Below are 26349 nucleotides of genomic sequence, written 5' to 3' on the forward strand. Positions count from 1 at the left end.
AATTCATTCGCCAACCGAACCGCAGGTTCGGCCCTCGATGTATCGGGGGCAGCTTCGCCGCCCTTGGCGAATGAATTCGCCCCTACAAGAGACGGTGCCACCCACGGACCCAACAAAAAGCCCCGCGTTTGCGGGGCTTTTTGATGGCGCCTGGCTCAGGCCGAGCGGCGGCGGAACAGCGGCAGGGTCTGGTCGCTGGAAGCCTGGTAGACCTCGGAGAAGTCCTCGAACGCCTTGAGGGCGTCGAAGGGGTCCTTGTCCGCGCGCAGGGCGAAGGCGTCGAAACCGCAACGCTTGAGGGCGAACAGCTGGTCGCGCAGCACGTCGCCGATGGCGCGTACTTCGCCCTGGTAGCCGTAGCGCTGGCGCAGCAGGTAGGCGGTGGAGGAGTGGCGGCCGTCAGTGAAGGCCGGGAAGTTCAGCGCGATCACCTGGAAGTGCTCCAGGTCACCGGCGATTTCCTCGATCTCCTCACCGGCATCCAGCCATACGCCCAGACCGCCGTCGCGCGCTTTCAGGGCATGGGCGTGGTCGCACCAGAGGGCCAGCGGAACGATGATGTCGTCGCAGTTGGGGATGCCGTCCAGGGAGGCGTCCTTGTCCAGCAGGTGCCAGGTTTCGTCGATCACCTGGCCGTTCTTAATGATTCGCTGCATATACGCGCTCCTTGAACGGATCGATACCGATACGGCGGAAGGTGTCGAGGAATTGCTCGTCCTCGGTGCGCTGTTCCACGTAGACCTTGATGAGCTTCTCGATCACGTCGGCCATTTCCTCCTGGGCGAAGGACGGGCCGAGGATCTGCGCCAGGCTGGCGTCACGGCCGGCGCTACCGCCGAGGGACACCTGGTAGAACTCCTGGCCCTTCTTGTCCACGCCGAGGATGCCGATGTGGCCAACGTGGTGATGGCCGCAGGCGTTCATGCAACCGGAGATGTTCAGGTCGAGGTCGCCGATGTCGAACAGATAGTCCAGGTCGTCGAAGCGACGCTGGATGGCTTCGGCCACCGGAATCGACTTGGCGTTGGCCAGGGAGCAGAAGTCGCCGCCCGGGCAGCAGATGATGTCGGTCAGCAGGCCGACGTTCGGGGTGGCGAAGCCGAGTTCGCGCAACTCGCCCCAGAGGGTGAAGAGCTGGGACTGTTCGACGTCCGCCAGGATGATGTTCTGGTTATGGCTGTTGCGCACTTCGCCGAAGCAGTAGCGGTCGGCCAGGTCGGCGATGGCGTCCAGCTGCTTGTCGGTGACATCGCCGGGCGCCACGCCAGTGGGTTTGAGCGACAGGGTCACGGCGGCGTAGCCCGGTTTCTTGTGGGCCACGACGTTGCGGCTGCGCCAACGGGCGAAGCCGGGGTGTTCGGCGTCCAGGGCGGCGATGGCGGCATCCTGGTCTTCCAGGGCCTTGTAGGCCGGGTCGACGAAGTGCTTGGCGACGCGCGCCACTTCCTCTTCGGTCAGGGTGGTGGGGCCGTCCTTCAGGTGGGCCCACTCGGCGTTGACGCGCTCGGCGAACACCTCGGGAGTCAGCGCCTTGACCAGGATCTTGATGCGCGCCTTGTACTTGTTGTCACGACGGCCATAGCGGTTGTACACGCGCAGGATGGCGTCCAGGTAGCTGATCAGGTGCTGCCAGGGCAGGAATTCATTGATGAAGCTGCCAACCACCGGGGTACGGCCCAGGCCGCCGCCGACGGAAACGCGGAAGCCCAGCTCGCCGGCAGCGTTCTTCACCGCTTCCAGGCCGATGTCGTGGACTTCGATGGCGGCGCGGTCGCTCACGGCGCCATTCACGGCGATCTTGAACTTGCGCGGCAGGTGGGAGAATTCCGGGTGGAAGGTGGACCACTGGCGGATGATCTCGCACCAGGGGCGCGGATCGACGAGCTCGTCGCGGGCGACGCCGGCGAACTGGTCGGTGGTGGTGTTGCGGATGCAGTTGCCGCTGGTCTGGATTGCGTGCATCTGCACGGTGGCCAGCTCGGCGAGGATCTCCGGCACGTCTTCCAGTTCCGGCCAATTGAACTGCACGTTCTGGCGGGTGCTGATGTGGGCGTAGCCCTTGTCGTAGTCGCGAGCGATCTGCGCCAGCTTGCGCACCTGCACGGAAGAGAGCAGGCCATAGGGCACGGCAACGCGCAGCATGGGCGCGTAGCGCTGGATGTACAGGCCGTTCTGCAGGCGCAGCGGGCGGAATTCCTCACCCGAGAGCGTGCCTTCCAGATAGCGGCGGGTCTGATCGCGGAACTGCTTGACGCGGTCCTCGACGATCCGTTGATCGTACTCGTCGTATACGTACATGAAATGTCCTGTTATCAGGCTGCTTACAGCTTTTCTGCGCGCACGGCCGCGCACTCCCCGCGGAGCCGGTGGAAGATACCAGTTCGGGGTTATGCGCAAAAGTGATGTTTGAGTATATGTAAAGAACCAGAAGTTATTGATAGGGCAGGGTGCATAACCTCTGGCTTGAGGCGCCGCGGGGGCTGGTCTTTACTCGGAGTGCAAGCCGCCTATAACCACAACAATGGGGGACGCCATGACCGATCATTCCGAGGATTCCAACCGCGACAGCAAGGTTGACGCCTGGGCCATCTTCTTCCTGATCCTGATCGCTGTTTCCACCGCCATCTTCTGGGTCAGCCACCAGTGAGACCAAGCGGGCCCGGCCGGTTGTCCCGGCCGGGCCCGTTGCCACCGATCACCCGCCATTAAGCGGTTATACTGCGCCGCCGTTTTTCCCGCGTGATGGTATGAAAGGTCGCTGTGCCTCCCTGCTGCTTGTCCTCTGCCTGGCCTTCAGTCAGGCGCTGAGTGCCGCGTCGGTGGTGTTCCTCAATCCCGGTCGCACCAACGAACCCTTCTGGGTGAGCTACGCGCAGTTCATGCAGGCGGCGGCGAGCGACCTCGGCATCGCGCTCGAGGTGAAGTTCGCCGAACGCGACATGCAGCGCATGCTCGACCAGGCCCGCGAAGTGCTGCAGGGGCCCCACAGGCCCGACTACCTGGTGTTCGTCAATGAGCAGTACTCCGGCCCGGAGATCCTGCGCCTGTCCCGGGGCAGCGGAGTCAAGCTGTTCACCGTCAACAGCACCCTGACGGCAGATCAGCAGGCACTCGTGGGCGGAACCCGGGAGCGCTATCCCGACTGGATCGGCAGCATGGTCGCCAACGAGGAAGAGGCCGGCTACCTCATGGCGCGGGATCTGCTGGAGCAGCAGCAACGCCTGGCGCCGGGCCGGCCCGTCGAGATGCTGGCGTTCTCCGGGGTCAAGCAGACCCCGGCCGCGAAACACCGTGAACAAGGGCTGATGCGTGCCCTGGCCGAATTTCCCCAGGTTCGCCTGCGACAGCTGGTCTACAGCGAGTGGAACCGCGATCGCGCCTATGTCCAGGCCCAGCAGCTGTTCCCGCGCTATCCGGCGGTGAAGCTGGTGTGGTCGGCCAATGATGAAATGGCGTTCGGCGCCATGCGTGCGGCGGCCGAGCTGGGACGCAAGCCCGGGCAGGACCTGCGCTTCTCCGCGCTGAACAATTCCCCCGAAGTGCTGCGCGCTTATCTCGACGGGTCAGTCGGTAGCCTGGTCAGCGGTCACTTCACCCTGGGTGGCTGGGCCATGGTGTTGCTCCACGACTACGACGCCGGCCTGGATTTCGCCCAGCATGGCGGCAAGGATCGCGAAGTCCGGTTGTTCCAGGCCCTGGACCGCAACGAAGCGGCAAGCCTGCTGCGGCATATCGAGCAGCGCGGCTACGACCTGGACTTCCGCACCTTCAGCCTGCTGGGCAGGAAAGGCGCGCGTGACTATCGCTTTTCCCTGCAGCCGCTGATCGACTGAGGCTCAGACCCCGGCCAGGTGCAGCACCAGTCTTACCAGGCCATAGAGCACCACCACGAAGATGGCGGTGAAGAGCAGGCCGAGGATGATGAAGTGGCTGGGTTTGCCGCGGCTGAAATCGCGGGCGCGGTTCTTCCCGCTCTGTACGCCGAATGCGGCGGCCAGCACGCTCTGCAGCATCTCGCGGAAGCTCAGGGGTTGGTCGTGGTTCTTGTCGTCCATGGGACACCTCCTGGCCTGAGCTTAGCTCGTCGGCGCGGGAATGCCGTCCATTCGCTCAGGAAGCCGGGCGATGCAGGCGCCGGGTGTTGACCGGCTCCACGGCGCGGGCACGCAACTGGCCGCAACCGCCCTCGACGTCCTGCCCCGCGGAGTTGCGCACCTTGGTGAGGATGCCGCGGCTGTGCAGGTAGCGGACCATCTGTACGATGCGCTCGCCATCCGGACGCTGGTACTCGTCGTCGTCCAGGCTGTTGTAGGGAATCAGGTTCATCACCGCGTACTTGCCCTTGAGCAGGCGCAGGATGCCGTCCATTTCGTCCTGGCTGTCGTTGATGCCGCGCAGCAGGGTCCACTGGTACTGGATGGGATAGCCGATGCTGCGTGCATAACGCTCGCCCAGTTCCACCAGTTCATCGGGGGCGATGCGCGGTGCCTTGGGCAGCAGCCGCTCGCGCAGGTCGGCGCGGGTGGTGTGCAGCGACAGCGCCAGGGCCGGCTTGACCCGTTCCTGCGGCAGGCGCTCGAAGACGCGCATGTCGCCGACGGTGGAAAACACCAGGTTCTTGTGGCCGATGCCGCCGTCGGTGCCAAGCAGATCGATGGCTTCCAGCACGTTGTCGAGGTTATGCGCCGGCTCGCCCATGCCCATGAACACCACCTTCTTCACCGGCCGGAAGCGGCGGGCGAGGGCCACCTGGGCGACGATCTCGGCGCTGCCCACCTGGCGCAGCAGGCCGCTCTTGCCGGTCATGCAGAACACGCAGCCCACCGCGCAGCCCACCTGGGTGGACACGCAGAGGCCGTCGCGGGGCAGCAGCACGCTTTCCACCATCTGGCCGTCATTCAATGCCACCAGCAGGCGCGCGGAGCCGTCCGCCCCCGGATGCTCCGAGCGCAGGCGGACCAGGCCATCCAGGCGTTCGGCCAGGGCCGGCAGGCCTTCGCGTACGCTCAGGGGCAGGAAGTGCTCGGTGTGCTGGCGGCGGGTGCCGGCGTCCAGGGGCTTGCCCTGCAGCCAGGCACGCACTACCCGCCCGCTGTGGACGGGGAGGGCGCCGAGGTCGGCCAGGTGCTGGTGGATATCGCTGATACGCATGGGGCGCGCATCCTACCACCGTCCATGGGGCGGTGGCAGGCCCATTGGCGGGCCTGCCGACCAGTAGGGTTCAGGGGGCTTCGACGCTGATGGCCAGTGCGGAGGTCAGGCGAATCACCACTTCCTGGTTCAGGTAGGCGTCTTTCAGTTCCACGTCAGGACGCACCTTCACCGTCCGGCGGCTGCCATCGGCGAACTCCAGGGTGGCGGTGTGGTTGGCCTTGTCTATGACCTTGACCACGGCGGTCACTTCGACCGTGTCCGCCACCAGCATGCCGGGCTTCGCGCCCTCCGGCGTGGTGGCCACGACGCCGGCGGCGCCATCTTCCTGGGCTTCGCCCGGCTTGCGCAGATAGACCACCCGCTCCTGGGCGACGATGGCCTTGACCCGGTCGCCGACCTTCAGCTGCGGGAAATTGCGCATTTCCGGCACGGCATGGAAGGTCTGGCGATTGCCCTGCTCATCTTCCAGGGTGAAGGTGCGCTTGGCCTGGTCGACGTACTTCACCACGGCGGAAATCTGCTCGGTCTCGGTGGTCACGCCACCGGGAGCACCGGTCGCGTAGGCCTCTCCGCCGCTGGCGGTGGCGGTCAATCCATCGTTTTCCGCCTGGCTGCTGCAGGCACCGAGCAGTGCGACGCTGAGCAGGAGAGCATGAATGGGCTTGGCATTCGGCATGGGATATCCACCTTGTTCGAACGGATTGCGGGGAATGACCGGGTGGATGGCCGGCATTGAGCTTCCATTTGCCCTGGCGCATCCCTCCTGGTCGGCTTCTTCAGCGTAGGCGAGGCGGCGACATTTGCCCCCGTGGTATCCTGCCGCGCTGTTCGATCCAGCGATTCGGGAGCTGTTCATGAAGTTCATCCATCAACGCGAGCACCTCAACGAGGGCGACCTGGTCGTCATCCAGTGCTCGCAGACCTGCAATATCCGCCTGATGAACGATGCGAACTTCCGCAGCTTCAAGAACGGTGGCCGGCACAGCTACCACGGCGGCGCCTTCGACCGTTTCCCGGCGAAGATCGTGGTGCCCAGCACCGGTTTCTGGAACGTCACCCTCGACACCGTCACTCGCCGCGCCATCAGCGTGACGCGCAAGCCCAATTTCGAGTGGTCGATCAAGTTCGTGCGCCGTTCGGGTAGCTGAGTCAGCCCGGCATGAAAAAGGCCCGCAATCGCGGGCCTTTTTCGTTCTCGGTGATGGCAGCTCTTCGTGGGGGCGAATTCATTCGCTAACCGGACCGCAGGTTCGGCCTGGGACCTCACTTGGTGCGCATGGCGCACCCTAAGCGAGTTCGTAGGGTGGATAACGCTCTTTTATCCACCATCGTCGCCACGCTGGACTCCGTCTGGTGGACAGAAAAGCGCTGTCCACCCTGCAGGGCTGACCGCAGGGTGCGCCACTCGCACCGCCAATCCCGCGCGTCTTTGCTGTAGGGGCGAATTCATTCGCCAACCGGACCGTAGGTTCGGCCTGCGAGTCCGATTGGGGGCGCTGCGCACCCCTTGGCGAATGAATTCGCCCCTACAAGACGCTATTTCAGTTCTCGTAACCCAGGTTCGGCGCCAGCCAGCGCTCGCTCACGGCCTGGTCCTGGCCTTTGCGCTTGCTGTAGCTTTCCACCTGGTCGCGCTCGATCTTGCCGACGGCGAAGTACTGCGCCTCGGGGTGGGCGAAGTACCAGCCGCTGACGGCGGCCGCCGGGAACATCGCATAGTGCTCGGTAAGGGTCACGCCCGAGTTGCTGTGCGGGTCGAGCAGGCGGAACAGGGTGCCTTTCTCGGTGTGGTCCGGGCAGGCCGGGTAGCCGGGAGCGGGGCGGATGCCCTTGTACTGCTCCTTGATCAGCGCCTCGTTGTCCAGCTGCTCGTCCGCCGCGTAACCCCAGTGCTCCTTGCGCACGCGCTCGTGCAGCCACTCGGCGCAGGCCTCGGCCAGGCGGTCGGCGAGGGCCTTGACCATGATCGCGCTGTAGTCGTCGCCCTTGGCTTCGAACTGCTTGGCCAGCTCCTCGGCGCCGATGCCGGCGGTGGTGATGAAACCGCCGACATAATCGGTGATGCCGCTTTCCTTGGGCGCCACGTAGTCGGCCAGGCAGAAGTTCGGCTTGCTGTCGGGCTTGATGGTCTGCTGGCGCAGGTGGTGCAGGCGGGCCAGGGCCTTGCCATGGGCGTCGTAGACCTCGATGTCATCGTGGTCCACCTGGTTCGCCGGCCAGAAGCCGAACACCGCGCGGGCCTTGATCAGCTTGCCGTCGATCAGCTGCTTGAGCATTGCCTGGGCGTCGTTGAACAGCGAGGTGGCCGCTTCGCCCACCACTTCGTCGGTGAGGATGCGCGGGTATTTGCCGGCCAGGTCCCAGGAGATGAAGAAGGGCGTCCAGTCGATGTACTTGGCCAGCACGGCCAGGTCGATGTCCTCCAGCACTTGCGCGCCGGTAAAGCTCGGCTTGGCTGCGCGGTAGTTGGCCCAGTCGAACTGCGGCTTGTTGGCCAGGGCGTCGGCGTAGGCCAGGCGTTCGGTGCGGGCGGCGCGGTTGGCGGTGCGCTCGCGGACTTCGGCGTACTCGGTGCGGGTCTTCTCGACGAAGCCGGCCTTCAGCTCCTTCGACAGCAGCTGGGTGGCCACGCCCACGGCGCGTGAGGCGTCGGTGACGTAGACCACGGCGTCGTTGCTGTACTGCGGGTCGATCTTCACCGCGGTGTGGGCCTTGGAGGTGGTGGCGCCGCCGATCATCAGCGGCAGGTTGAAGCCCTGGCGCTGCATTTCCTTGGCGACGTGGACCATCTCGTCGAGCGACGGCGTGATCAGGCCGGAGAGGCCGATGATGTCGCACTTCTGCTCGCGGGCGGTCTGCAGGATCTTCTCCGCCGGCACCATCACGCCCAGGTCGACGATGTCGTAGCCGTTGCAGCCCAGCACCACGCCGACGATGTTCTTGCCGATGTCATGCACGTCGCCTTTCACCGTGGCCATGAGGATCTTGCCCTTGGCTTGCGGCTTGTCGCCTTTCTCCGCCTCGATGAAGGGGATCAGGTGGGCCACCGCCTGCTTCATCACGCGGGCGGATTTCACCACCTGGGGCAGGAACATCTTGCCGGCGCCGAACAGGTCGCCGACCACGTTCATGCCGGCCATCAGCGGGCCTTCGATCACCTCGATGGGGCGCGCGCACTGCTGACGGCATTCCTCGGTGTCTTCGACGATGTGGGTGGTGATGCCCTTGACCAGGGCGTGCTCCAGGCGCTTCTGCACCGGGTAGCTGCGCCATTCCTCGTTCTCGGCTTCCTTCACCGCGCCGCCGCCACGGTAGTTGTCGGCGATGGCCAGCAGGGCCTCGGTGCTGCCTTCATGGCGGTTGAGCACCACATCCTCGACCTTCTCGCGCAGCTCGGCCGGGATCTCGTCGTAGATCTCCAGCTGGCCGGCGTTGACGATGCCCATGGTCAGGCCGTTCTTGATCGCGTGGTAGAGGAAGACCGAGTGGATCGCCTCGCGCACCGGGTTGTTGCCACGGAAGGAGAAGGACACGTTGGACACGCCGCCCGAGGACAGCGCGTAGGGCAGCTGGTCGTGGATGAAGGCGCAGGCCTCGATGAAGTCCACCGCGTAGTTGTTGTGTTCCTCGATGCCGGTGGCCACGGCGAAGATGTTCGGGTCGAAGATGATGTCTTCCGGCGGGAAGCCCACTTCGTTGACCAGGATGTCGTAGCTGCGCTGGCAGATTTCCTTCTTGCGCGCGGCGGTGTCGGCCTGGCCGACCTCGTCGAAGGCCATTACCACCACCGCGGCGCCGTAGCGCTTGCACAGGCGGGCGTGGTGCTTGAAGGCGTCCACGCCTTCCTTCATGGAAATGGAGTTGACGATGCCCTTGCCCTGGATGCATTTGAGGCCCGCTTCGATCACTTCCCACTTGGAGGAGTCGATCATGATCGGCACGCGGGAAATGTCCGGCTCGCCGGCGATCAGGTTGAGGAAGGTGACCATGGCTGCCTGGGAGTCGAGCATCCCTTCGTCCATGTTGATGTCGATCACCTGGGCGCCGGCTTCCACCTGCTGCAGGGCGACTTCCAGGGCCTCGGTGTAGTTCTCTTCACGGATCAGCCGGGCGAACTTGGCGCTGCCGGTGATGTTGGTGCGCTCGCCGACGTTCACGAACAGCGAGCTGCGGTCGATGGTGAAGGGTTCCAGGCCCGACAGGCGGCAGGCCTTGGGGATTTCCGGGACGACGCGCGGCGGGTACTTGGCCACCGCTTCGGCGATGGCCTGGATGTGCGGCGGGGTGGTGCCGCAGCAACCGCCGACGATGTTGAGCAGGCCGCTGGCGGCGAACTCTTCCACCACTTCGGCCATCTGCGCCGGGGTTTCGTCGTATTCGCCGAAGGCGTTCGGCAGGCCGGCGTTGGGGTGGGCCGAGACCTGGGTTTCGGCCTTGGCCGCCAGTTCCGCCAGGTAGGGGCGCAGCTCCTTGGCGCCGAGGGCGCAGTTCAGGCCCACGGAAATCGGCTTGGCGTGGCGCACCGAGTTCCAGAAGGCCTCGGTGGTCTGCCCCGACAGGGTACGGCCGGAGGCATCGGTGATGGTGCCGGAAATCATGATCGGCAACTCGTAACCCAGCTCCTCGAACACGCCTTGCACGGCGAAGATGGCCGCCTTGGCGTTGAGGGTGTCGAAGATGGTCTCGATCAGGATCAGGTCGGAACCGCCCTCGATCAGGCCGCGGGTGGCCTCGGTGTAGTTCTCCACCAGCTCGTCGAAGGTGACGTTGCGGTAGCCGGGGTTGTTCACGTCCGGGGAGATGGAGCAGGTACGGCTGGTCGGGCCGAGCACGCCGGCGACGAAGCGCGGCTTGGCCGGGTTCTCGGCGGTCTTGGCGTCGGCCACTTCACGGGCCAGGCGCGCGCCTTCCACGTTCAGCTCGTAGACCAGCTCTTCCATGCCGTAGTCGGCCTGGGAAACGCGGGTGGCGTTGAAGGTGTTGGTCTCGAGGATGTCCGCGCCAGCGTCCAGGTACGCCTTCTCGATGGCCTGGATCACGTCAGGGCGGGTCAGCAGCAGCAGGTCGTTGTTGCCCTTCACGTCGCTCGGCCAGTCGGCGAAGCGGGTGCCGCGGTAGTCCTCTTCCTGCAGCTTGTAGCTCTGGATCATGGTGCCCATGCCGCCGTCGAGGATCAGGATGCGCTCTTTGAGCGCCTGTTGCAGGGCTTGCTGGCGGGCGATGCGGTCGGACATGGGAACTACCTGAGGGCTGGCGTGAACAAAGGCGAGAATGATAGCAAAACCTTAGTAATTTTTAGCTTGCCCGCCATTTCCATGAATTCTATTCATGTTGACGAAGGCGCGGGATCGCCGTCCCGCCGCGCAAGCCAGTAGAATCCGCCCATCTGCTCCTCAGGGATCGAGTCATGTCGCCGCGTACCCTTGCCGCCTTGTTTGTCCTGCTCATGCTGTGGATTCGCCCGACGGTGTCGGAGGAGCTCTCCTACAGCCGCGACGTCCAGCCGATCTTCACCCAGAAGTGCGTGGCCTGCCACGCCTGCTACGACTCGCCCTGCCAACTGAACCTGGGCAGCGCCGAGGGCGCGGCGCGGGGCGCCAGCAAGCTGCCGGTCTATGACGGCGGCCGCACCAAGGCCCAGGGCACCACCCGCTTGTATTTCGATGCCCAGGGGGCCGAGGCCTGGCGGCGCAAGGGCTTCCATTCCGTGCTCGACGCCAACGGCGCCCAGGCCGCGCTGATGGCGCGGATGCTGGAGCTGGGCAAGGCCAATCCGCCGGAGCCGAATGCCAAGCTGCCGCAGGACCTCGATATCAGCATCAACCGGCAGAACCAGTGCCCATTGCCGGGTGAGTTCGATGCCTATGCGCGCAAGCACGCCCAGGCCGGCATGCCCTTCGCGGTGACCGGCCTCAGCGCGGCGGAGTACCAGACCCTGCAGCGCTGGCTGGCCGAAGGCGCCAAGGTGGAAGAGCAGGCGGTGCAGCCCAACGCCGCCGAGGTGCGCCAGGTAGCCCAGTGGGAAGCGCTGTTGAATGCCCCGGGCGCCCGCGAGGCCCTGGTGGGGCGTTGGCTGTTCGAGCACCTGTTCCTGGCGCACCTGTACTTCGAGGGCGGCGCGCCCGGCCATTTCTTCCAGCTGGTGCGTTCGCGCACGCCCAGCGGCCAGCCCATCGACCCCATCGCCACGCGGCGGCCCAACGAGGACCCGGGCAACAATTTCTATTACCGCCTCTGGCCGATCCAGGGCGTGATCGTGCACAAGACCCACATCACCTATCCGCTCAGCGCGGCGAAGATGGCGCGGGTCAGGGAACTCTTCTTCACCGGCGACTGGCGCGTGGACGCCGTGCCCGGCTATGGCGCCCAGCGTCGCGCCAACCCCTTCGAGACCTTCCAGGCCATCCCGGCGCGGGCGCGCTACCAGTTCATGCTGGATAACGCCGAATACTTCGTGCGCACCTTCATTCGCGGCCCCGTGTGTCGTGGGCAGATCGCCACCGACGTGATCCGCGACAACTTCTGGGCGCTGTTCCAGGACCCGGCCCACGACCTCTACATCACCGATGCCGACTACCGCGAGCAGGCCACGCCGCTGCTGGCCATGCCCGGCCAGTTCGACGACATCGGCGACTTGCCGGGCCTCTGGCGCGCCTATCGCAACAAGCGCAACGAATACGAGGCGCTGCGCATGGACGCCTATGCGGACGCGCCATCGCCGAGCTGGGCGCATATCTGGACCGGCAACGACAACGCGCTGCTGTCGATCTTCCGCCAGCATGACAGCGCCTCGGTGCGCAAAGGCCTGATCGGCGAGATCCCGCAGACCATCTGGTGGATGGACTACCCGCTGCTCGAACGCACCTACTACCAGTTGGTGGTGAATTTCGATGTGTTCGGCAACGTCTCCCACCAGGCGCAGACGCGGCTCTACTTCGACCTGATCCGCAATGGTGCCGAGGTCAACTTCCTCCGCCTGATGCCATCCGAGTCCCGCGCCGCGCTGCTCGGCGACTGGTACCAGAAGAGCGGCAAGGTGAAGATGTGGCTGGACTACCAGAGCATCGACAAGAACACGCCCACGGCCCTGTCCCTGCCCGCGAAGGACCCCAAGCGCGCCTTCGCCCAGGAGCTGCTGGCGCGCTATGCCGGCATCAATGCACGACCTGACCCGATAAACCGCTGCAGCGGCGCCGAGTGCTTCCGCCCCGGCATCGCTCCCGGCCTGCAGGGCGCGGAGCAGACCCTCAGCCGGCTGGTGAGCCGGCCGGCGGCGGGGCTCAAGGTGATCGAGCAACTGCCGGAAGCCACCCTGTTGCGGGTGGAACTGGCCGATGGCCGGCGCGAGGTCTACAGCCTGCTGCGCAACCGCGCCCACAGCAACGTGGCCTTCATGCTCGGCGAGGAACTGCGCTACCAGCCCGGCCTGGACACCCTGACCCTGTATCCGGGTGTGCTCTCCAGCTATCCGAACTTCATTTTCAGCCTCAAGGCCTCGGAGGTGGAGGCCTTCGTACAGGCCCTGGAGCAGGCCAAGGACGGCGCGGCGTTCGACAAGGTGGTGGAACGCTGGGGCATTCGCCGCAGCCATCCCGAGTTCTGGTTCTACTTCCACGACCTGGCCGCCTATATCCGCGAAACCGAACCGATCGAGGCGGGGGAGCTGGATATGAATCGTTACCAGAACCTGTAGCGGTGTAGGTTCGAAGCAGCACGGGGTTTGTCGTAGGGTCCGGGTCTGGACGCGAATTATTCCTACTAAATTGGTAGGGCTTTAACCCCCGTTCCCCTTTGGCGTACACTGCGCCCATGTTTGCGAGGAGTTGCCATGAGCGCCATCACCATTACCCAAGCTGCCCAGGATTATCTGGCTGACCTGCTGGAAAAGCAGAACACCCCGGGCATCGGCATTCGTATCTTCATCACCCAGCCGGGTACCCAGTACGCCGAGACCTGCATCGCCTATTGCAAACCGGGTGAGCAGAAGCCCGAGGACAGCGCTGTGGCCCTGGCCGCCTTCACCGCCTGGATCGACGGCGTCAGCGAGCCCTTCCTCGAAGATGCACTCGTCGACTACGCCACCGACCGCATGGGCGGCCAACTGACCATCAAGGCCCCCAACGCCAAGGTGCCCATGGTCAATGAGGACAGCCCGCTCACCGAGCGCATCAACTACTACCTGCAGACCGAGATCAACCCCGGCCTCGCCAGCCACGGCGGCCAGGTGAGCCTGGTGGACGTGGTCGAGGAAGGCATCGCCGTGCTGAAGTTCGGCGGCGGCTGCCAGGGCTGCGGCATGGTCGACATGACCCTCAAGGATGGCGTCGAGAAGACCCTGATGGAGCGCATCCCGGAACTGAAGGGCGTGCGCGACGTCACCGACCACAGCAACCGCGAGAACGCCTACTACTAAGGCGGGATCGAATCGAGAAAGGCGACCTTCGGGTCGCCTTTTTCATGCCCGGCAGTTCCGCAAGCGGTGCGCATGGCACACCCTACAGTCGAGCGCCGAGGCTGACGGTAGGGTGCGCTGCGCGTACCAGTTGCCAGGCGTGGCGCGGCAGTCGATCCGTCAGCCGGCGGCCAACCTGCGCCGCGCTGGCAGCAGCATCAACAGGGCCAATGCCAGCAACGGCAACATGCCCAGGTTCACCGCGACCCAGCCGATCCCGGTGATCAGCGCCCCGGAGGCGAATGAAGCGCAGGCCGCCACCAGGCTGTTGCCCAGCTCCATCAGGCCCTGGGCCTGGCCGCGCTCTTCGGCGCTGTGGCCCTCGCCCAGCAGGGTGGTGCCGGCCACCAGCATGAGGTTCCAGCCGATCCCGAGCAGGAAGGAACTGGCCAGGAAATGCGCCTCCCGCATGCCAACGAGGGCCGTGGCGGCGCTGGCCAGCAGGATCAGGCCGCCGAGCAGGACGACGCGGCGGCTGCCCAGGCGGTCCACCAACGGACCGGCAGCGAAGGCGGGCAGGAACATGCCGAGCATGTGCCAGCGGATCACCTCAGCGCCGGACTCCAGCGGCAGGCCGCAGAAGTTCATCGCCAGGGGCGTGGCGCTCATCACCAGGATCATCAGCCCGTGGCCGACAGCCGTAGTGACCAGCGCGGTGCGTACCAGCGGCCGCGCCAGCAGCGCGCGGGCCTCGGCCCAGCCGGCCCGGGCCGGGCGTGGGGCTGCGCCTTCGCGCAGGCGGGCCATCAGCAGCAGGGCGAACAGGGCCAGAACCGCAATCAGCAGGTAGGCGCCGACGAAGGGAGCCTCCAGCGCATTGCGTGACCAGAGGGAAAGGCTCGGTGCCAGCAGGGCCGCGCAGACGCCACCCCCCAACACATAGGCGGTGGCCCGGCCCTTTTGGGCATCACCCACCGCCTCCAGGGCGGCGAAGCGGTAATACATGGCCGACGCCTGGTAGGCCCCGATGGGAAGCGCGCCAACACAGAACAGGACGAAATCCCCGAGCCAGACACCCAGCGCGCTCAACAGCCCACCCAGCACGCCGCAGCCTGCGCCGAGCATCAGTCCCGGCCTGCGGCCATGTCGCTGCATGAACAACGAAAGCGGTTGCACCGCCAGCAGGTTACCGAGCACCAGCAGCGCCAGCGGCAGGGTCGCCAGGGAATTGAGCGGCGCCAATTGCAGGCCCACCAGGGAGGTAAGGGTGATGCCGATCATCGAGCAGCTCCAGTAGAGCGCCTGACCGGCAAAGAGCACGCGAATGGCGGGGTTGTTCAGCAGCATGGTTCGTCCTTGAAGCTCGGGATCAGTGGGCGCAGCCGGCGGGCTTGACCACCCGCTGGCTGGATGCGGGGTGGCTGGCCAGCCTTTTCGCAGGGCGGATCGGCCGGCGTACCAGTTCACCGCCACAGTTGGGGCAGCGGCCGTGCAGGCGCTGATCGGCACAGCTTCGGCAGAAGGTGCATTCGAAGGAACAGATCAGGGCGTCGGCGGAGTCGGGCGGCAGGTCATTGTCGCAGCATTCGCAGTTGGGGCGGAGTTCCAGCATGGCGTCATCCTCGGTCGAAGGTCGGGCGCCCGAAACGCTCCGCGTACTCCTGCGGGCTGACGGACAGGTGCTTGTGAAAGGTGCGGCGCAGGTTTTCCGGATGGCCGAAGCCGGTAAGGCGCGCCACCGTGGCGATAGACGCCTGGGCGTCCTGCAGCAGGGTGCGGGCGGCTTCCAGGCGGACCTTCTCCACGTACTTGCCGGGCCCGACGCCCAGTTCCCGGACGAAGGCCCGCGACAGGCTGCGCGGCGCCATTTTCGCCTGGGCAGCCAGGGCTTCCAGGGACAGGTCGGCGCCCAGGTTGGCCGGGATCCACTCCAGCAGGGCGGCCAGCCTCGGTATGCGGCTGGGCTCCGGGCTGAGCAGCGCGCTGAACTGCGTCTGGCCACCGGGGCGACGCAGGAACAGCACCAGGCGCCGCGCCACCGCCAGCGCCGTGGGGCGGCCAAGGTCCGCTTCCACCAGGGCTAGCGCCAGGTCGATGCCGGCGGTGACTCCGGCCGAGGTGAACACATGGGCGTCACCGTCGCGACCGTCAGGATCGTAGGTATGCAGGCGATCGCCCTGTACCGCAATTGCCTCATGGCAGCTCAGCTCCGCCATGTCGGACCAGTGAGTGGTGGCCTGGCGGCCGTCCAGCAAGCCAGCGGCGGCCAACACCAGCGCACCGGAGCAGATCGAGCCCAGGCGGCGCACCCGGGGTTCCGCCTGGCGAAGCCAGTCGAGCAGTGCTGCGTCCTCGCACAGCGCTTTCATCCCCATACCGCCTGGCACCAGCAAGGTGTCCAGGCTCGCCGGGTCCGCGTCCTGCCAGGCCTGCTCGGCTACCAGGGCGAAACCGGCGGACGTCTTCACCGGACCGGCTTCCGGGCCGAGCAGGTGCAGGGAGTAACAGGGCGGCAGCCCGTGGCGCTGGCGCTCGACATTGGCGGAGGCGAACACCTGCAGCGGCCCGGTAACGTCCAGGCTCATGACCTCGGCGAAACAGAGGCAGGCGATATGGCGAAGCTGTTCCATGACGATCTCGCTGGGGGAGATGACGTCAGTCTGCAGCGAATCAGCAGTGGCAACAATGACAACAACCCCACAGATATGGCCAACTCGGCTCGAACGATGCCGGCGTGCGCTTTATTCAGGAGTGGGAGAGGCGAGGGGAATTGCGGGGGGAAAACAACGGCCGGGGCGAGCAGGGGAGGCCTGCCCGCCGCGCATTGGGCACTGGTGCGGGAGTCTTTACTCCGGCATGGTCCAGGGTTCGAGGTCGTAACCCTTGCGGCTCAGTTCCTCGCGGGATTGCTTGAGGATACTGGCCAGTTGTTCGGGGTCGGAATAGGTGCTGCTCGGGATTTTCGAGCGACCCAGCAAGCGGGTGCTGGTACGGTCGATCACGCTGATGCTGAGCTCGCCAGTACCGTCCTGGAGCGCCCAGGCGACGCACTGGAAGGGTTTGAATGCACGGCCGGCGATGATCAGTGCTTCGTTGAAACGCAGCGGAGTGTTCATGGGAGGGGGTCTCTCCATATTGTGCCCAATGAAGGTGACGGCGCGCTTCAGATCATTGTTGCACCGTCGTGAATGTGGATGGCGAGACCTGACCGATAAGTCACAGCACGTCGTGAAAAACTAAGTTTTTGTCGCCGAAATGAACGGGTAAGGGAATTTTGTATTGGGAGTTGTGCGTTTTTGCCTGGGTCCGGGGTATACAGGGCCCCACTGGCATTGTTGCGAATCACCGCCGCCCCGGCCTGCGATGTACCCTCCGGGCTCCTGCCAGTATCATCGTCCCCCGTTCGAGATTGCCCATAGCGAGTGTTGCCGTGCCCGTTCTTAAACGCCTGCTCCGCCCGGTCCTGGTTGCCACCTGTGTCGCCCTGCTGGCCGGATGCGCCGCCCAGCCGCTGTCGCCGAAATTGCGCGCGGTACCGGAGCGGGTCGAGCTGAGCGGCGTACCGTTCTTCGCCCAGAGTGCCTATCAGAGTGCACCGGCTGCCATGGCGGCCTTGCTGACCCAGCAGGGCGAGGTGGTCACGCCGGGCATGATCGAGCACGAGTTGCGGCTGCCGCAGAAGGAGGCCGCCCTGCGCGACGGACTGACGGCGACGGCGCGAAACCACGGCCTGCTGGTCTATCCCTTGGGCAGTCAGCTGGACGAGCTGCTGGAGCAGGTGGCCGCCGGCAACCCCGTTCTGGTGCATCTGCGCGAAGGCTTTGGCTGGATGCCAACCGAGCGCTATGCGCTGCTGATCGGCTATGACCGCGCGAACCGGCAGGTACTGCTGCGTCAGGGCCACCAGCGCCGTGCCCTGATGAGCTTCAGTGCATTCGAATCGAGCTGGGCCGAGGCGGGAAGCTGGGCTGTGCTGGTGCAGGCCCCGAACCAACTGCCAGCCTCGGTGGAGCGCGCACGCTGGTTGAAGGCCGCCGACGAGCTGGCCGCGGCCGGTCAGATGAACGCGGCCAAGATGGCCCGTTTGCAGATGCCCTGAACCACCTGCGGTCTCATGCCCTGCGTCATGCCCAGAAGCCGGTGCGCACAGCGCACCCTGCCCGCAGCCCCTTCGCTCTGGCCAAGGCGGTGGGGCTTTCCCCGGATTTCATCCAGGCTACGCAGCTACGGACTGACGCCGCATGCTCCCCGTAGGTTGGCGCCGAGCGCAGCGAGGCCCAACGCTATCGCCGGGCTCCGCCGCGTTGGGCTTCGTACCTCAGCCCAACCTACCAGCCCCGTTCAAATAAAAACGGCGCCCTAGGGCGCCGTTTTCGTCAGCAGGGCGATCAGACGCCCAGCTTGTCACGCAGGCTGTAGTACCAGGCGCCCATCGCGGTGAAGGGCACGCGGAACACCTGGCCACCCGGGAAGGGGTAGTGCGGCAGGCTGGCGAATGCGTCGAAGCGCTCGGCCTGGCCGCGCAGGGTCTCGGCGATCACCTTGCCGGCGACGTGGGTGTAGGTCACGCCGTGGCCGCTGCAGCCCTGGGAGTAGTAGATATTGTCGCCGATCCGGCCGACCTGGGGCAGGCGCGACAGGGTCAGCAGGAAGTTGCCGGTCCAGGCGAAGTCGATCTTCACATCCTTCAGCTGCGGGAAGGTCTTGAGCATCTTCGGACGGATGATCGCCTCGATGTTCGCCGGGTCGCGGGCACCGTAGACCACGCCGCCGCCGTAGATCAGGCGCTTGTCGCCGGAAAGGCGGTAGTAGTCCAGCAGGTAGTTGCAGTCCTCGACGCAGAAATCCTGCGGCAGCAGGGACTTGGCGAGCTCGTCCGACAGCGGCTCGGTGGTGATCACCTGGGTGCCGCAGGGCATGGACTTGCTCGCCAGCTCGGGAATCAGGTTGCCCATGTAGGCGTTGCCGGCCACGACCACGAACTTGGCCTTCACACGGCCCTTCGGGGTGTACACCACCGGGTTGGCACCGCGCTCGATGCGTGTGGCCGGGCTCTGCTCGTGGATCACGCCACCCAGGGATTCGACAGCCGCGGCTTCGCCCAGGGCCAGGTTCAGCGGGTGGATGTGGCCACCGCTCATGTCCAGCATGCCGCCGATATAGTTGTCGGTCGCCGCGACCTCGCGGATGCGCTTGGCGTCCAGCATTTCCAGCTGGGTATGGCCGTAGCGCTCCCACAGCTTCTTCTGCGACTCCAGGTGGGCCATCTGCTTGTCGGTGAAGGCCGCGAACACGCCGCCGTCCTTCAGGTCGCACTTGATGTCGTACTTCTTGATGCGGTCGCGGATGATGCGGCCGCCTTCGAACGCCATCTCGCCCATCAGCTTGGCGTGCTTGGCGTTGGAGGTGCGCTCGATCACGTCGATGTCGCGGCTGTAGCTGTTGACGATCTGGCCACCGTTACGGCCGGATGCGCCGAAGCCCACCTTGGCGGCTTCGAGGACGGTGACCTTGAAACCGTTCTCCAGCAGGAAGAGGGCGGTGGAGAGGCCGGTATAGCCTGCGCCGACGACGCAGATATCGGTTTCGGTCTCACCTTGCAGTTCGGGGCGGGCCGGTACCGGGTTGGCCGAGAACGCGTAATAGGATTGGGGGTAGGGAGTGTGCGTCATAATGGAATCTCTGTTTTTTATTTTTTACAGATGAGCCGATGCTACCTGAGTTGAGTCGGGCCCGCTAGCCTCTGTGCAAAATATTCAACGTGGCGCTTTACAGTAAAAAATCCACTTTTTCAGAGAGTTAGCGAAAAAAGGTGTTGACACAAAAAAGATAGTCCGTAGAATGCGCACCCATCGAAGGCACATAGCTCAGTTGGTTAGAGCACCACCTTGACATGGTGGGGGTCGTTGGTTCGAGTCCAATTGTGCCTACCAAATTCGATAAAAAGGGTCACCCAGGTGACCCTTTTTTATTGGGCGCTTGTCAGGGGGCTCGGCTTTCTGCAAGCATCCCGCTCTTCATTACCTCCAGTGACTCTGGTTCGGCTCTGGTTGGCCTGAAGGCTCCTGCCACCGTATGGCGGGCATACCGCCGGATCGCGTACTGGCTCATCCCAACCCATGTGGCCTTTGGTAGAGGTCACCACTAGGAGAGGAGGCGCCATGCCCATCATCACTCTTCCTGACGGCAGTCAGCGTACTTTCGATAAACCCGTATCCGTGCTCGAGGTGGCCCAGTCCATCGGCGCGGGCCTGGCCAAGGCGACCCTCGCCGGCAAGGTGGACGGTAAGCAGGTGGATGCCTGTGACCTGATCGAAACGGATGCCACGCTGCAAATCATCACGCCTAAAGACGAAGAGGGGCTGGAGATCATTCGCCACTCCTGCGCGCACCTGGTCGGCCATGCCGTCAAGCAGCTCTATCCGACTGCGAAGATGGTGATCGGTCCGGTCATCGAAGAAGGTTTCTATTACGACATCGCCTTCGAGCGCCCCTTCACGCCTGAAGACATGGCGGCGATCGAGAAGCGCATGGCCGAGCTGATCGACAAGGACTACGACGTCATCAAGAAGATGACCCCGCGTGCCGAAGTCATCGATCTGTTCAAGTCCCGTGGCGAGGAATACAAGCTGCGCCTGATCGACGACATGCCGGACGAGAAGGCCATGGGCCTGTACTTCCATGAAGAGTACGTGGACATGTGCCGCGGCCCGCACGTGCCGAACACCCGCTTCCTCAAGGCCTTCAAGCTGACCAAGATTTCCGGTGCCTACTGGCGCGGCGACTCGAAGAACGAGCAGTTGCAGCGTATCTATGGCACCGCCTGGGGCGACAAGAAGCAGCTGGCTGCCTATGTCCAGCGCATCGAAGAGGCCGAGAAGCGCGATCACCGTCGCATCGGCAAGCAGCTCGACCTGTTCCACCTCCAGGAAGAAGCGCCGGGCATGGTCTTCTGGCATCCGGCCGGCTGGACCGTCTACCAGGTGCTCGAGCAGTACATGCGCAAGGTCCAGCGTGACCATGGCTACGTGGAAGTGCGCACCCCGCAGGTGGTCGACCGCATCCTCTGGGAGCGCTCGGGTCACTGGTCCAACTACGCCGAGAACATGTTCACCACTTCGTCGGAAAGCCGCGACTACGCGGTCAAGCCGATGAACTGCCCGTGCCACGTGCAGATCTTCAACCAGGGCCTGAAGTCCTACCGCGATCTGCCGCTGCGCCTGGCCGAGTTCGGTGCCTGCCACCGCAACGAGCCTTCCGGCGCCCTGCACGGCATCATGCGCGTGCGCGGCTTCACCCAGGACGACGCCCACATCTTCTGCACCGAAGAGCAGGTGAAGAAGGAAGCGGCCGACTTCATCAAGCTGACCCTGCAGGTCTACAAGGACTTCGGCTTCAGCGACATCTCCATGAAGCTGTCCACTCGTCCGGTCAAGCGCGTGGGTTCCGACGAGCTGTGGGATCGCGCCGAAGGCGCCCTGGCCGACGCTCTGAACGAATCCGGCCTGGAGTGGGAATACCAGCCGGGCGAGGGTGCATTCTACGGTCCGAAGATCGAATTCACCCTGAAGGACTGCCTCGGCCGTAACTGGCAGTGCGGCACCCTGCAGTACGACCCGAACCTGCCCGAGCGCCTGGATGCCAGCTATATCGCCGAAGATAACAGCCGTACTCGCCCGGTGATGCTGCACCGCGCCATCCTCGGTTCCTTCGAGCGCTTCATCGGCATGCTGATCGAGCACTACGCCGGTGCGTTCCCGGCCTGGCTGGCGCCGACCCAGGCGGTGATCATGAACATCACCGACAAGCAGGCCGATTTCGCGGTCGAGGTCGAGCGGGTTCTCAACGAAAGCGGGTTCCGTGCCAAGTCCGACTTGAGAAACGAAAAGATCGGCTTTAAAATCCGCGAGCATACTTTGCTCAAGGTTCCCTATCTCTTGGTTATTGGAGACCGGGAGGTTGAGACTCGATCCGTTGCTGTGCGCACCCGCGAGGGTGTCGACCTGGGTTCCGTACCCCTCGAAAGCTTCTCTGAGATGCTCGCACAAGCGGTTTCCCGGCGTGGTCGCCAAGAATTGGAGTAATCATTATTAAGCGTGAAATGAGACAGGATAAGCGGACTCAACCGAAGGCCCCGATCAACGAGAATATCTCGGCTCGTGAGGTCCGGTTGATTGGTGCTGACGGCCAGCAGATTGGCGTCGTCTCGATCGAAGAAGCGCTTCGCGTTGCTGAAGAAGCCAAGCTGGATCTGGTGGAAATTTCCGCCGATGCGGTGCCTCCTGTCTGCCGCATCATGGATTACGGCAAGCACCTCTTCGAGAAGAAGAAGCAGGCTGCTCAAGCGAAGAAGAATCAGCATCAGCAGCAGATTAAAGAAATCAAGTTTCGTCCAGGGACGGAAGAAGGGGATTACCAGGTAAAGCTACGCAACCTGGTACGTTTCCTTAATGAAGGGGACAAGGCCAAGGTATCCTTGCGATTCCGCGGCCGTGAGATGGCCCACCAGGAGCTGGGCATGGAGCTGTTGAAGCGGGTCGAAGCCGACCTCGCTGAAATCGGCACCGTCGAACAGCATCCCAAGCTGGAAGGACGCCAGCTGATGATGGTCATCGCTCCCAAGAAGCGTAAGTAACCTCCCGGGCACTGGCAGGCCTGATGGTTATCAGTTGTTAATGAATGCGGAGTACTAAACATGCCAAAGATGAAAACCAAGAGTGGTGCAGCCAAGCGTTTCCTCAAGACCGCTGCTGGCTACAAGCACAAGCACGCTTTCAAGAGCCACATCCTGACCAAAATGTCCACCAAGCGTAAGCGTCAACTCCGCGGTAGCGAGCTGATGCATCCGTCGGACAAAGCAAAAGTCGAGCGCATGCTGCGCGTTCGTTAATCGGTCAAGATTCTAGAGGAAATTACTCATGGCTCGTGTTAAGCGTGGCGTTATCGCTCGTGCTCGTCACAAAAAAATTCTGAAACTCGCCAAAGGCTACTACGGCGCACGCTCGCGCGTGTTCCGCGTTGCCAAGCAGGCGGTAATCAAGGCTGGCCAATACGCCTACCGTGACCGCCGTCAGCGCAAGCGTCAGTTCCGCGCTCTGTGGATCGCTCGTATCAACGCTGGTGCTCGTCAGAACGGTCTGTCCTACAGCCGCCTGATCGCTGGCCTGAAAAAAGCTGCCATCGAGATCGACCGTAAGGTTCTGGCCGACCTGGCAGTGAACGAAAAAGCGGCGTTTGCTGCGATTGTCGAGAAAGCTAAGGCCATCCTGGCTTAAGTCCCCGACAATCACCGGGTTCGCCCGGTGCTGAACGTCACCGATAGGGGAAGGGCCTTGCGCTCTTCCCCTATTTCGTATCTGGAGTCTGTACATGGAAAATCTGGATGCGCTGGTCTCGCAAGCGCTTGAGGCCGTGCAACAAACCGAAGACGTGAATGCCCTGGAGCAGATTCGCGTTCACTACCTTGGCAAGAAAGGCGAGCTGACCCAGGTGATGAAGACCCTGGGCGACCTGCCGGCAGAGGAGCGCCCCAAGGTCGGCGCCCTGATCAACGCCGCCAAGGAGCGCGTTCAGGAAGCCTTGAACACCCGCAAGGACTCGCTTGAGCAGGCAGCACTGACCGCCAAGCTCGCGGCCGAGCGTATCGACGTGACCCTGCCGGGCCGCGGCCAGGCCTCCGGTGGCCTGCACCCGGTAACCCGCACCCTGGAGCGCGTCGAGCAGTTCTTCACCCGCATCGGCTACGGCATCGCCGAAGGCCCCGAGGTGGAAGACGACTACCACAACTTCGAAGCGCTCAACATTCCCGGCCACCACCCGGCCCGGGCAATGCACGACACCTTCTACTTCAACGCGAACATGCTGCTGCGTACCCACACCTCGCCGGTGCAGGTGCGCACCATGGAGTCCCAGCAGCCGCCGATCCGCATCGTCTGCCCCGGCCGCGTCTACCGCTGCGACTCGGATATCACCCACTCGCCGATGTTCCACCAGGTCGAAGGCCTGCTGGTCGACGAAGGCATCAGCTTCGCCGACCTCAAAGGCACCATCGAAGAATTCCTGCGAGTGTTCTTCGAGAAGCCCCTCGGCGTGCGTTTCCGTCCCTCCTTCTTCCCCTTCACCGAGCCGTCGGCCGAAGTCGACATGTCCTGCGTGATGTGCTCCGGCAAAGGCTGCCGCGTGTGCAAGCAGACCGGCTGGCTGGAAGTGATGGGCTGCGGCATGGTGCACCCGAACGTGCTGCGCATGTCCGGCATCGACCCTGAGAAATACCAGGGCTTCGCCTTCGGCATGGGCGTTGAGCGCCTGGCCATGCTGCGTTATGGCGTCAACGACTTGCGCCTGTTCTTCGACAACGACCTGCGCTTCCTCGCGCAATTCCGCTAGGTCGCAGCGTCCGAAACGAATCCCAGGAGTAAGAAGATGAAATTCAGTGAAGACTGGCTGCGGAGCTGGGTAAGCCCGCAAGTATCCCGCGACGAGCTGGTGGCTCGTCTGTCCATGGCCGGCCTCGAAGTCGACAGCGTCACCCCGGTGGCGGGTTCCTTCAGCGGCGTGGTCGTGGGCGAGGTGCTGAGCACCGAACAACACCCGGACGCCGACAAGCTGCGCGTCTGCCAGGTGAGCAACGGCAGCGAGACCTTCCAGGTGGTGTGCGGTGCGCCCAACGTGCGCCCCGGCCTGAAGATCCCCTTCGCCATGATCGGCGCCGAACTGTCGGACGACTTCAAGATCAAGAAGGCCAAGCTGCGTGGCGTCGAGTCCAACGGCATGCTCTGCTCGGCTTCCGAACTGCAGATCAGCGATGACCACGACGGCCTGATGGAACTGGCTGCCGACGCCCCCGTGGGCCAGGACATCCGCCAGTACCTCGGCCTGGATGACGTGATCATCGAGCTGGGCCTGACCCCCAACCGCGGCGACTGCCTGAGCCTCTCCGGCCTCGCCCGCGAAGTGGGCGCGCTCTATGCCGCTCCGGTCACCCGCCCGCAGGTTGCTGCCGTCGCGCCGGCCCATGACGAAGTGCGCCCGGTGGAAGTCTCCGCCCCGGCCGCTTGCCCGCGCTATCTCGGCCGCGTGATCCGCAACGTCGACCTGTCCAAGCCGACCCCGCTGTGGATGGTCGAGCGCCTGCGTCGCGCCGACGTGCGCAGCATCGATGCCGCCGTCGACATCACCAACTACGTGATGCTCGAACTCGGCCAGCCCATGCACGCCTTCGACCTCGCCGAAATCAACGGCGGCATCCGCGTGCGCATGGCGGAAGAGGGCGAGAAGCTCGTCCTGCTGGACGGCCAGGAAGTCACCCTGCGTCCCGATACCCTGGTGATCGCCGACCACACCCGCGCCCTGGCCATTGCCGGCGTCATGGGTGGCGAGCACAGCGGCGTCAGCGACAAGACCCGCGACCTGTTCCTCGAAGCCGCCTTCTTCGACACCATCGCCGTCGCTGGCAAGGCCCGTTCCTATGGCCTGCACACCGACTCGTCGCACCGCTTCGAGCGTGGCGTGGACTTCCAGCTCGCCCGCGAAGCCATGGAGCGCGCCACTGGCCTGCTGCTGGAAATCGTCGGCGGCGAAGCCGGCCCCATCATCGAAGCCGTCAGCGAAACCCACCTGCCCACGGTCGCCCCGGTGACCCTGCGTTCCGAGCGCATCGCCCAGATGCTGGGCATGGAAATGGATGCCGCCGAAGTCGAGCGCCTGCTCACCGCGCTGGACCTCAAGGTCACCGCCGACGGCGCTGGCCAATGGCGCGTTGAAGTGCCCAGCCACCGCTTCGACATCAGCCTGGAAGTGGACCTGATCGAAGAGCTGGGCCGCCTGTACGGCTACAACCGCCTGCCGGTTCGCTACCCGCAAGCCCGCCTGGCGCCGCGCGCGCGCGCCGAAGGCGCCGTCGAACTGCCGGCCCTGCGTCGCCTGCTGGTGGCTCGTGGTTACCATGAGGCCATCACCTACAGCTTCATCGATCCCAAGCTGTTCGAACTGTTCACCCCGGGCGTGAAGCCGCTGATGCTGGCCAACCCCATCTCCGCCGACATGGCGGCCATGCGCTCGTCCCTGTGGCCGGGCCTGGTCAGCGCGCTGCAGCACAACCTCAACCGCCAGCAGTCCCGCGTGCGCCTGTTCGAAAGCGGCCTGCGCTTCGTTGGCCAGCTCGAAGGCCTGAAGCAGGAGCCCATGCTCTCTGGCGTGCTCTGTGGCTCCCGTCTGCCGGAAGGCTGGGCCCACGGTCGTGACGGCGTGGACTTCTACGACGCCAAGGCCGACGTCGAAGCCATCCTCGGCGCCGCTGGCGACCTGGGCGCCTTCAGCTTCGTGCCCGGCGAGCATCCTGCCCTGCATCCGGGCCAGACCGCCCGCATCGAAAGGGAAGGGCGCCTGGTTGGCTTCCTCGGTGCACTGCACCCGGAACTGGCCAAGACCCTGGACCTGGATCAGCCGGTCTACCTGTTCGAGCTGGTACTGGCCGAAGTGATGCAAGGCAAGCTGCCGAAGTTCAGCGAACTGTCGCGCTTCCCCGAAGTACGCCGCGACCTGGCGTTGCTGGTGGATCGCGACGTGGCCGCAGAAGCCGTGCTCGCCACCATCCGCGAGGCCGCTGGCGAGTGGCTGACCGACCTCAGGCTCTTTGACGTGTATCAGGGAAAAGGTATTGATCCGCTTAGAAAAAGCTTGGCGGTCGGCTTGACCTGGCAGCATCCATCGCGCACTCTTACTGACGATGAGGTGAATAGCACGACGCAAAACATCGTCACCTCGCTAGAAGACAGGTTCAATGCCACGTTAAGGAAGTAGCG

At 64.4% G+C, this 26349-nt stretch carries 22 protein-coding genes and 1 tRNA gene; 12 read left to right on the plus strand and 11 right to left on the minus strand.

The features are described from left to right. Positions 1-155: 155 nt before the first annotated feature. Positions 156-656 (minus strand): DUF934 domain-containing protein, encoded by a 501-nt coding sequence (locus ACFW0H_RS25740; protein WP_422916685.1) that lies wholly within the window; start codon positions 654-656, stop codon positions 156-158. Further along, positions 640-2298 (minus strand): nitrite/sulfite reductase, encoded by a 1659-nt coding sequence (locus tag ACFW0H_RS25745; protein WP_422916686.1) that lies wholly within the window; start codon positions 2296-2298, stop codon positions 640-642. Before ACFW0H_RS25745 ends, ACFW0H_RS25740 begins: the two co-directional genes overlap by 17 nt. Before the next feature lie 449 nt (positions 2299-2747). Here ACFW0H_RS25745 and ACFW0H_RS25750 point away from each other — a divergent pair, with 449 nt between their 5' ends. Beyond that, positions 2748-3833, plus strand: coding sequence for an ABC transporter substrate-binding protein (locus ACFW0H_RS25750; RefSeq protein WP_422916687.1), 1086 nt, complete (start codon positions 2748-2750; stop codon positions 3831-3833). A 3-nt stretch (positions 3834-3836) separates the two neighbouring features. Here ACFW0H_RS25750 and ACFW0H_RS25755 read toward each other — a convergent pair whose 3' ends face one another. The 3 genes from ACFW0H_RS25755 to ACFW0H_RS25765 form a co-directional block, all read right to left on the minus strand. Then, positions 3837-4055, minus strand: coding sequence for a DUF2970 domain-containing protein (locus tag ACFW0H_RS25755; RefSeq protein ID WP_422916688.1), 219 nt, complete (start codon positions 4053-4055; stop codon positions 3837-3839). 55 nt (positions 4056-4110) lie between these two features. Further along, positions 4111-5151: an RNA methyltransferase gene (locus ACFW0H_RS25760; protein WP_422916689.1), complete on the minus strand. Its 1041-nt coding sequence runs from the start codon at positions 5149-5151 to the stop codon at positions 4111-4113. Between the two features lie 70 nt (positions 5152-5221). After that, positions 5222-5830, minus strand: coding sequence for a hypothetical protein (locus tag ACFW0H_RS25765; RefSeq protein WP_422916690.1), 609 nt, complete (start codon positions 5828-5830; stop codon positions 5222-5224). Between the two features lie 178 nt (positions 5831-6008). Between ACFW0H_RS25765 and ACFW0H_RS25770 the strand changes: the two genes are divergently transcribed. Further along, positions 6009-6302, plus strand: coding sequence for a DUF1883 domain-containing protein (locus ACFW0H_RS25770; protein WP_377695540.1), 294 nt, complete (start codon positions 6009-6011; stop codon positions 6300-6302). Positions 6303-6695: 393 nt separating this feature from the next. Here ACFW0H_RS25770 and metH read toward each other — a convergent pair whose 3' ends face one another. Next, positions 6696-10388 (minus strand): methionine synthase, encoded by a 3693-nt coding sequence (gene metH / locus ACFW0H_RS25775; RefSeq protein ID WP_422916691.1) that lies wholly within the window; start codon positions 10386-10388, stop codon positions 6696-6698. 173 nt (positions 10389-10561) lie between these two features. Between metH and ACFW0H_RS25780 the strand changes: the two genes are divergently transcribed. Together ACFW0H_RS25780 and nfuA are read left to right on the plus strand one after the other, a co-directional pair. After that, complete coding sequence (locus tag ACFW0H_RS25780) at positions 10562-12847, plus strand: fatty acid cis/trans isomerase (protein ID WP_422916692.1); 2286 nt, start codon at positions 10562-10564, stop codon at positions 12845-12847. A 135-nt stretch (positions 12848-12982) separates the two neighbouring features. Then, positions 12983-13567 carry a Fe-S biogenesis protein NfuA gene (nfuA, locus tag ACFW0H_RS25785; protein WP_422916693.1) on the plus strand — a complete coding sequence of 195 codons (585 nt, stop codon included), beginning with the start codon at positions 12983-12985 and terminating at the stop codon, positions 13565-13567. A 159-nt stretch (positions 13568-13726) separates the two neighbouring features. Here nfuA and ACFW0H_RS25790 read toward each other — a convergent pair whose 3' ends face one another. The 4 genes from ACFW0H_RS25790 to ACFW0H_RS25805 all read right to left on the minus strand — a co-directional run bounded on the left by ACFW0H_RS25790 (position 13727) and on the right by ACFW0H_RS25805 (position 16662). After that, positions 13727-14893 carry an MFS transporter gene (locus tag ACFW0H_RS25790; RefSeq protein ID WP_422916694.1) on the minus strand — a complete coding sequence of 389 codons (1167 nt, stop codon included), beginning with the start codon at positions 14891-14893 and terminating at the stop codon, positions 13727-13729. A 22-nt stretch (positions 14894-14915) separates the two neighbouring features. Then, positions 14916-15158, minus strand: a complete 243-nt coding sequence (locus ACFW0H_RS25795; RefSeq protein ID WP_422916695.1) for a DUF1272 domain-containing protein — start codon at positions 15156-15158, stop codon at positions 14916-14918. Positions 15159-15162: 4 nt separating this feature from the next. Continuing rightward, on the minus strand, positions 15163-16176 hold the full coding sequence (locus ACFW0H_RS25800) for a GlxA family transcriptional regulator (RefSeq protein WP_422916696.1): 1014 nt from the start codon (positions 16174-16176) through the stop codon (positions 15163-15165). A gap of 216 nt (positions 16177-16392) precedes the next feature. Beyond that, positions 16393-16662 carry a hypothetical protein gene (locus ACFW0H_RS25805; protein ID WP_016493514.1) on the minus strand — a complete coding sequence of 90 codons (270 nt, stop codon included), beginning with the start codon at positions 16660-16662 and terminating at the stop codon, positions 16393-16395. A 314-nt stretch (positions 16663-16976) separates the two neighbouring features. Between ACFW0H_RS25805 and ACFW0H_RS25810 the strand changes: the two genes are divergently transcribed. After that, positions 16977-17645 carry a PA2778 family cysteine peptidase gene (locus ACFW0H_RS25810; protein WP_422916697.1) on the plus strand — a complete coding sequence of 223 codons (669 nt, stop codon included), beginning with the start codon at positions 16977-16979 and terminating at the stop codon, positions 17643-17645. 289 nt (positions 17646-17934) lie between these two features. Here ACFW0H_RS25810 and ACFW0H_RS25815 read toward each other — a convergent pair whose 3' ends face one another. After that, positions 17935-19218, minus strand: a complete 1284-nt coding sequence (locus ACFW0H_RS25815; RefSeq protein WP_422916698.1) for an NAD(P)/FAD-dependent oxidoreductase — start codon at positions 19216-19218, stop codon at positions 17935-17937. 184 nt (positions 19219-19402) lie between these two features. Here ACFW0H_RS25815 and ACFW0H_RS25820 point away from each other — a divergent pair. The 7 genes from ACFW0H_RS25820 (at position 19403) to pheT (ending at position 26347) form a co-directional block, all read left to right on the plus strand. Next, positions 19403-19479: transfer RNA gene (locus tag ACFW0H_RS25820), tRNA-Val, on the plus strand. A 228-nt stretch (positions 19480-19707) separates the two neighbouring features. Continuing rightward, complete coding sequence (gene thrS, locus ACFW0H_RS25825) at positions 19708-21630, plus strand: threonine--tRNA ligase (RefSeq protein ID WP_422916699.1); 1923 nt, start codon at positions 19708-19710, stop codon at positions 21628-21630. Beyond that, complete coding sequence (infC, locus tag ACFW0H_RS25830) at positions 21630-22181, plus strand: translation initiation factor IF-3 (RefSeq protein WP_422916756.1); 552 nt, start codon at positions 21630-21632, stop codon at positions 22179-22181. The genes thrS and infC overlap by 1 nt, the downstream gene beginning before the upstream one ends. A 60-nt stretch (positions 22182-22241) precedes the next feature. After that, complete coding sequence (rpmI, locus tag ACFW0H_RS25835; protein WP_021701550.1) at positions 22242-22436, plus strand: 50S ribosomal protein L35; 195 nt, start codon at positions 22242-22244, stop codon at positions 22434-22436. Positions 22437-22464: 28 nt separating this feature from the next. Continuing rightward, positions 22465-22821 (plus strand): 50S ribosomal protein L20, encoded by a 357-nt coding sequence (gene rplT / locus ACFW0H_RS25840; protein ID WP_280326531.1) that lies wholly within the window; start codon positions 22465-22467, stop codon positions 22819-22821. Between the two features lie 94 nt (positions 22822-22915). Continuing rightward, positions 22916-23932 (plus strand): phenylalanine--tRNA ligase subunit alpha, encoded by a 1017-nt coding sequence (pheS, locus tag ACFW0H_RS25845; protein WP_422916700.1) that lies wholly within the window; start codon positions 22916-22918, stop codon positions 23930-23932. A gap of 36 nt (positions 23933-23968) precedes the next feature. Further along, a complete protein-coding gene (gene pheT / locus ACFW0H_RS25850) occupies positions 23969-26347 on the plus strand; it encodes a phenylalanine--tRNA ligase subunit beta (RefSeq protein ID WP_422916701.1) in 2379 nt (792 codons plus the stop codon). Positions 26348-26349: the final 2 nt, after the last annotated feature.

This window comes from Metapseudomonas cellulosilytica, assembly GCF_049334135.1.
Taxonomy (GTDB): Bacteria; Pseudomonadota; Gammaproteobacteria; order Pseudomonadales; family Pseudomonadaceae; genus Metapseudomonas.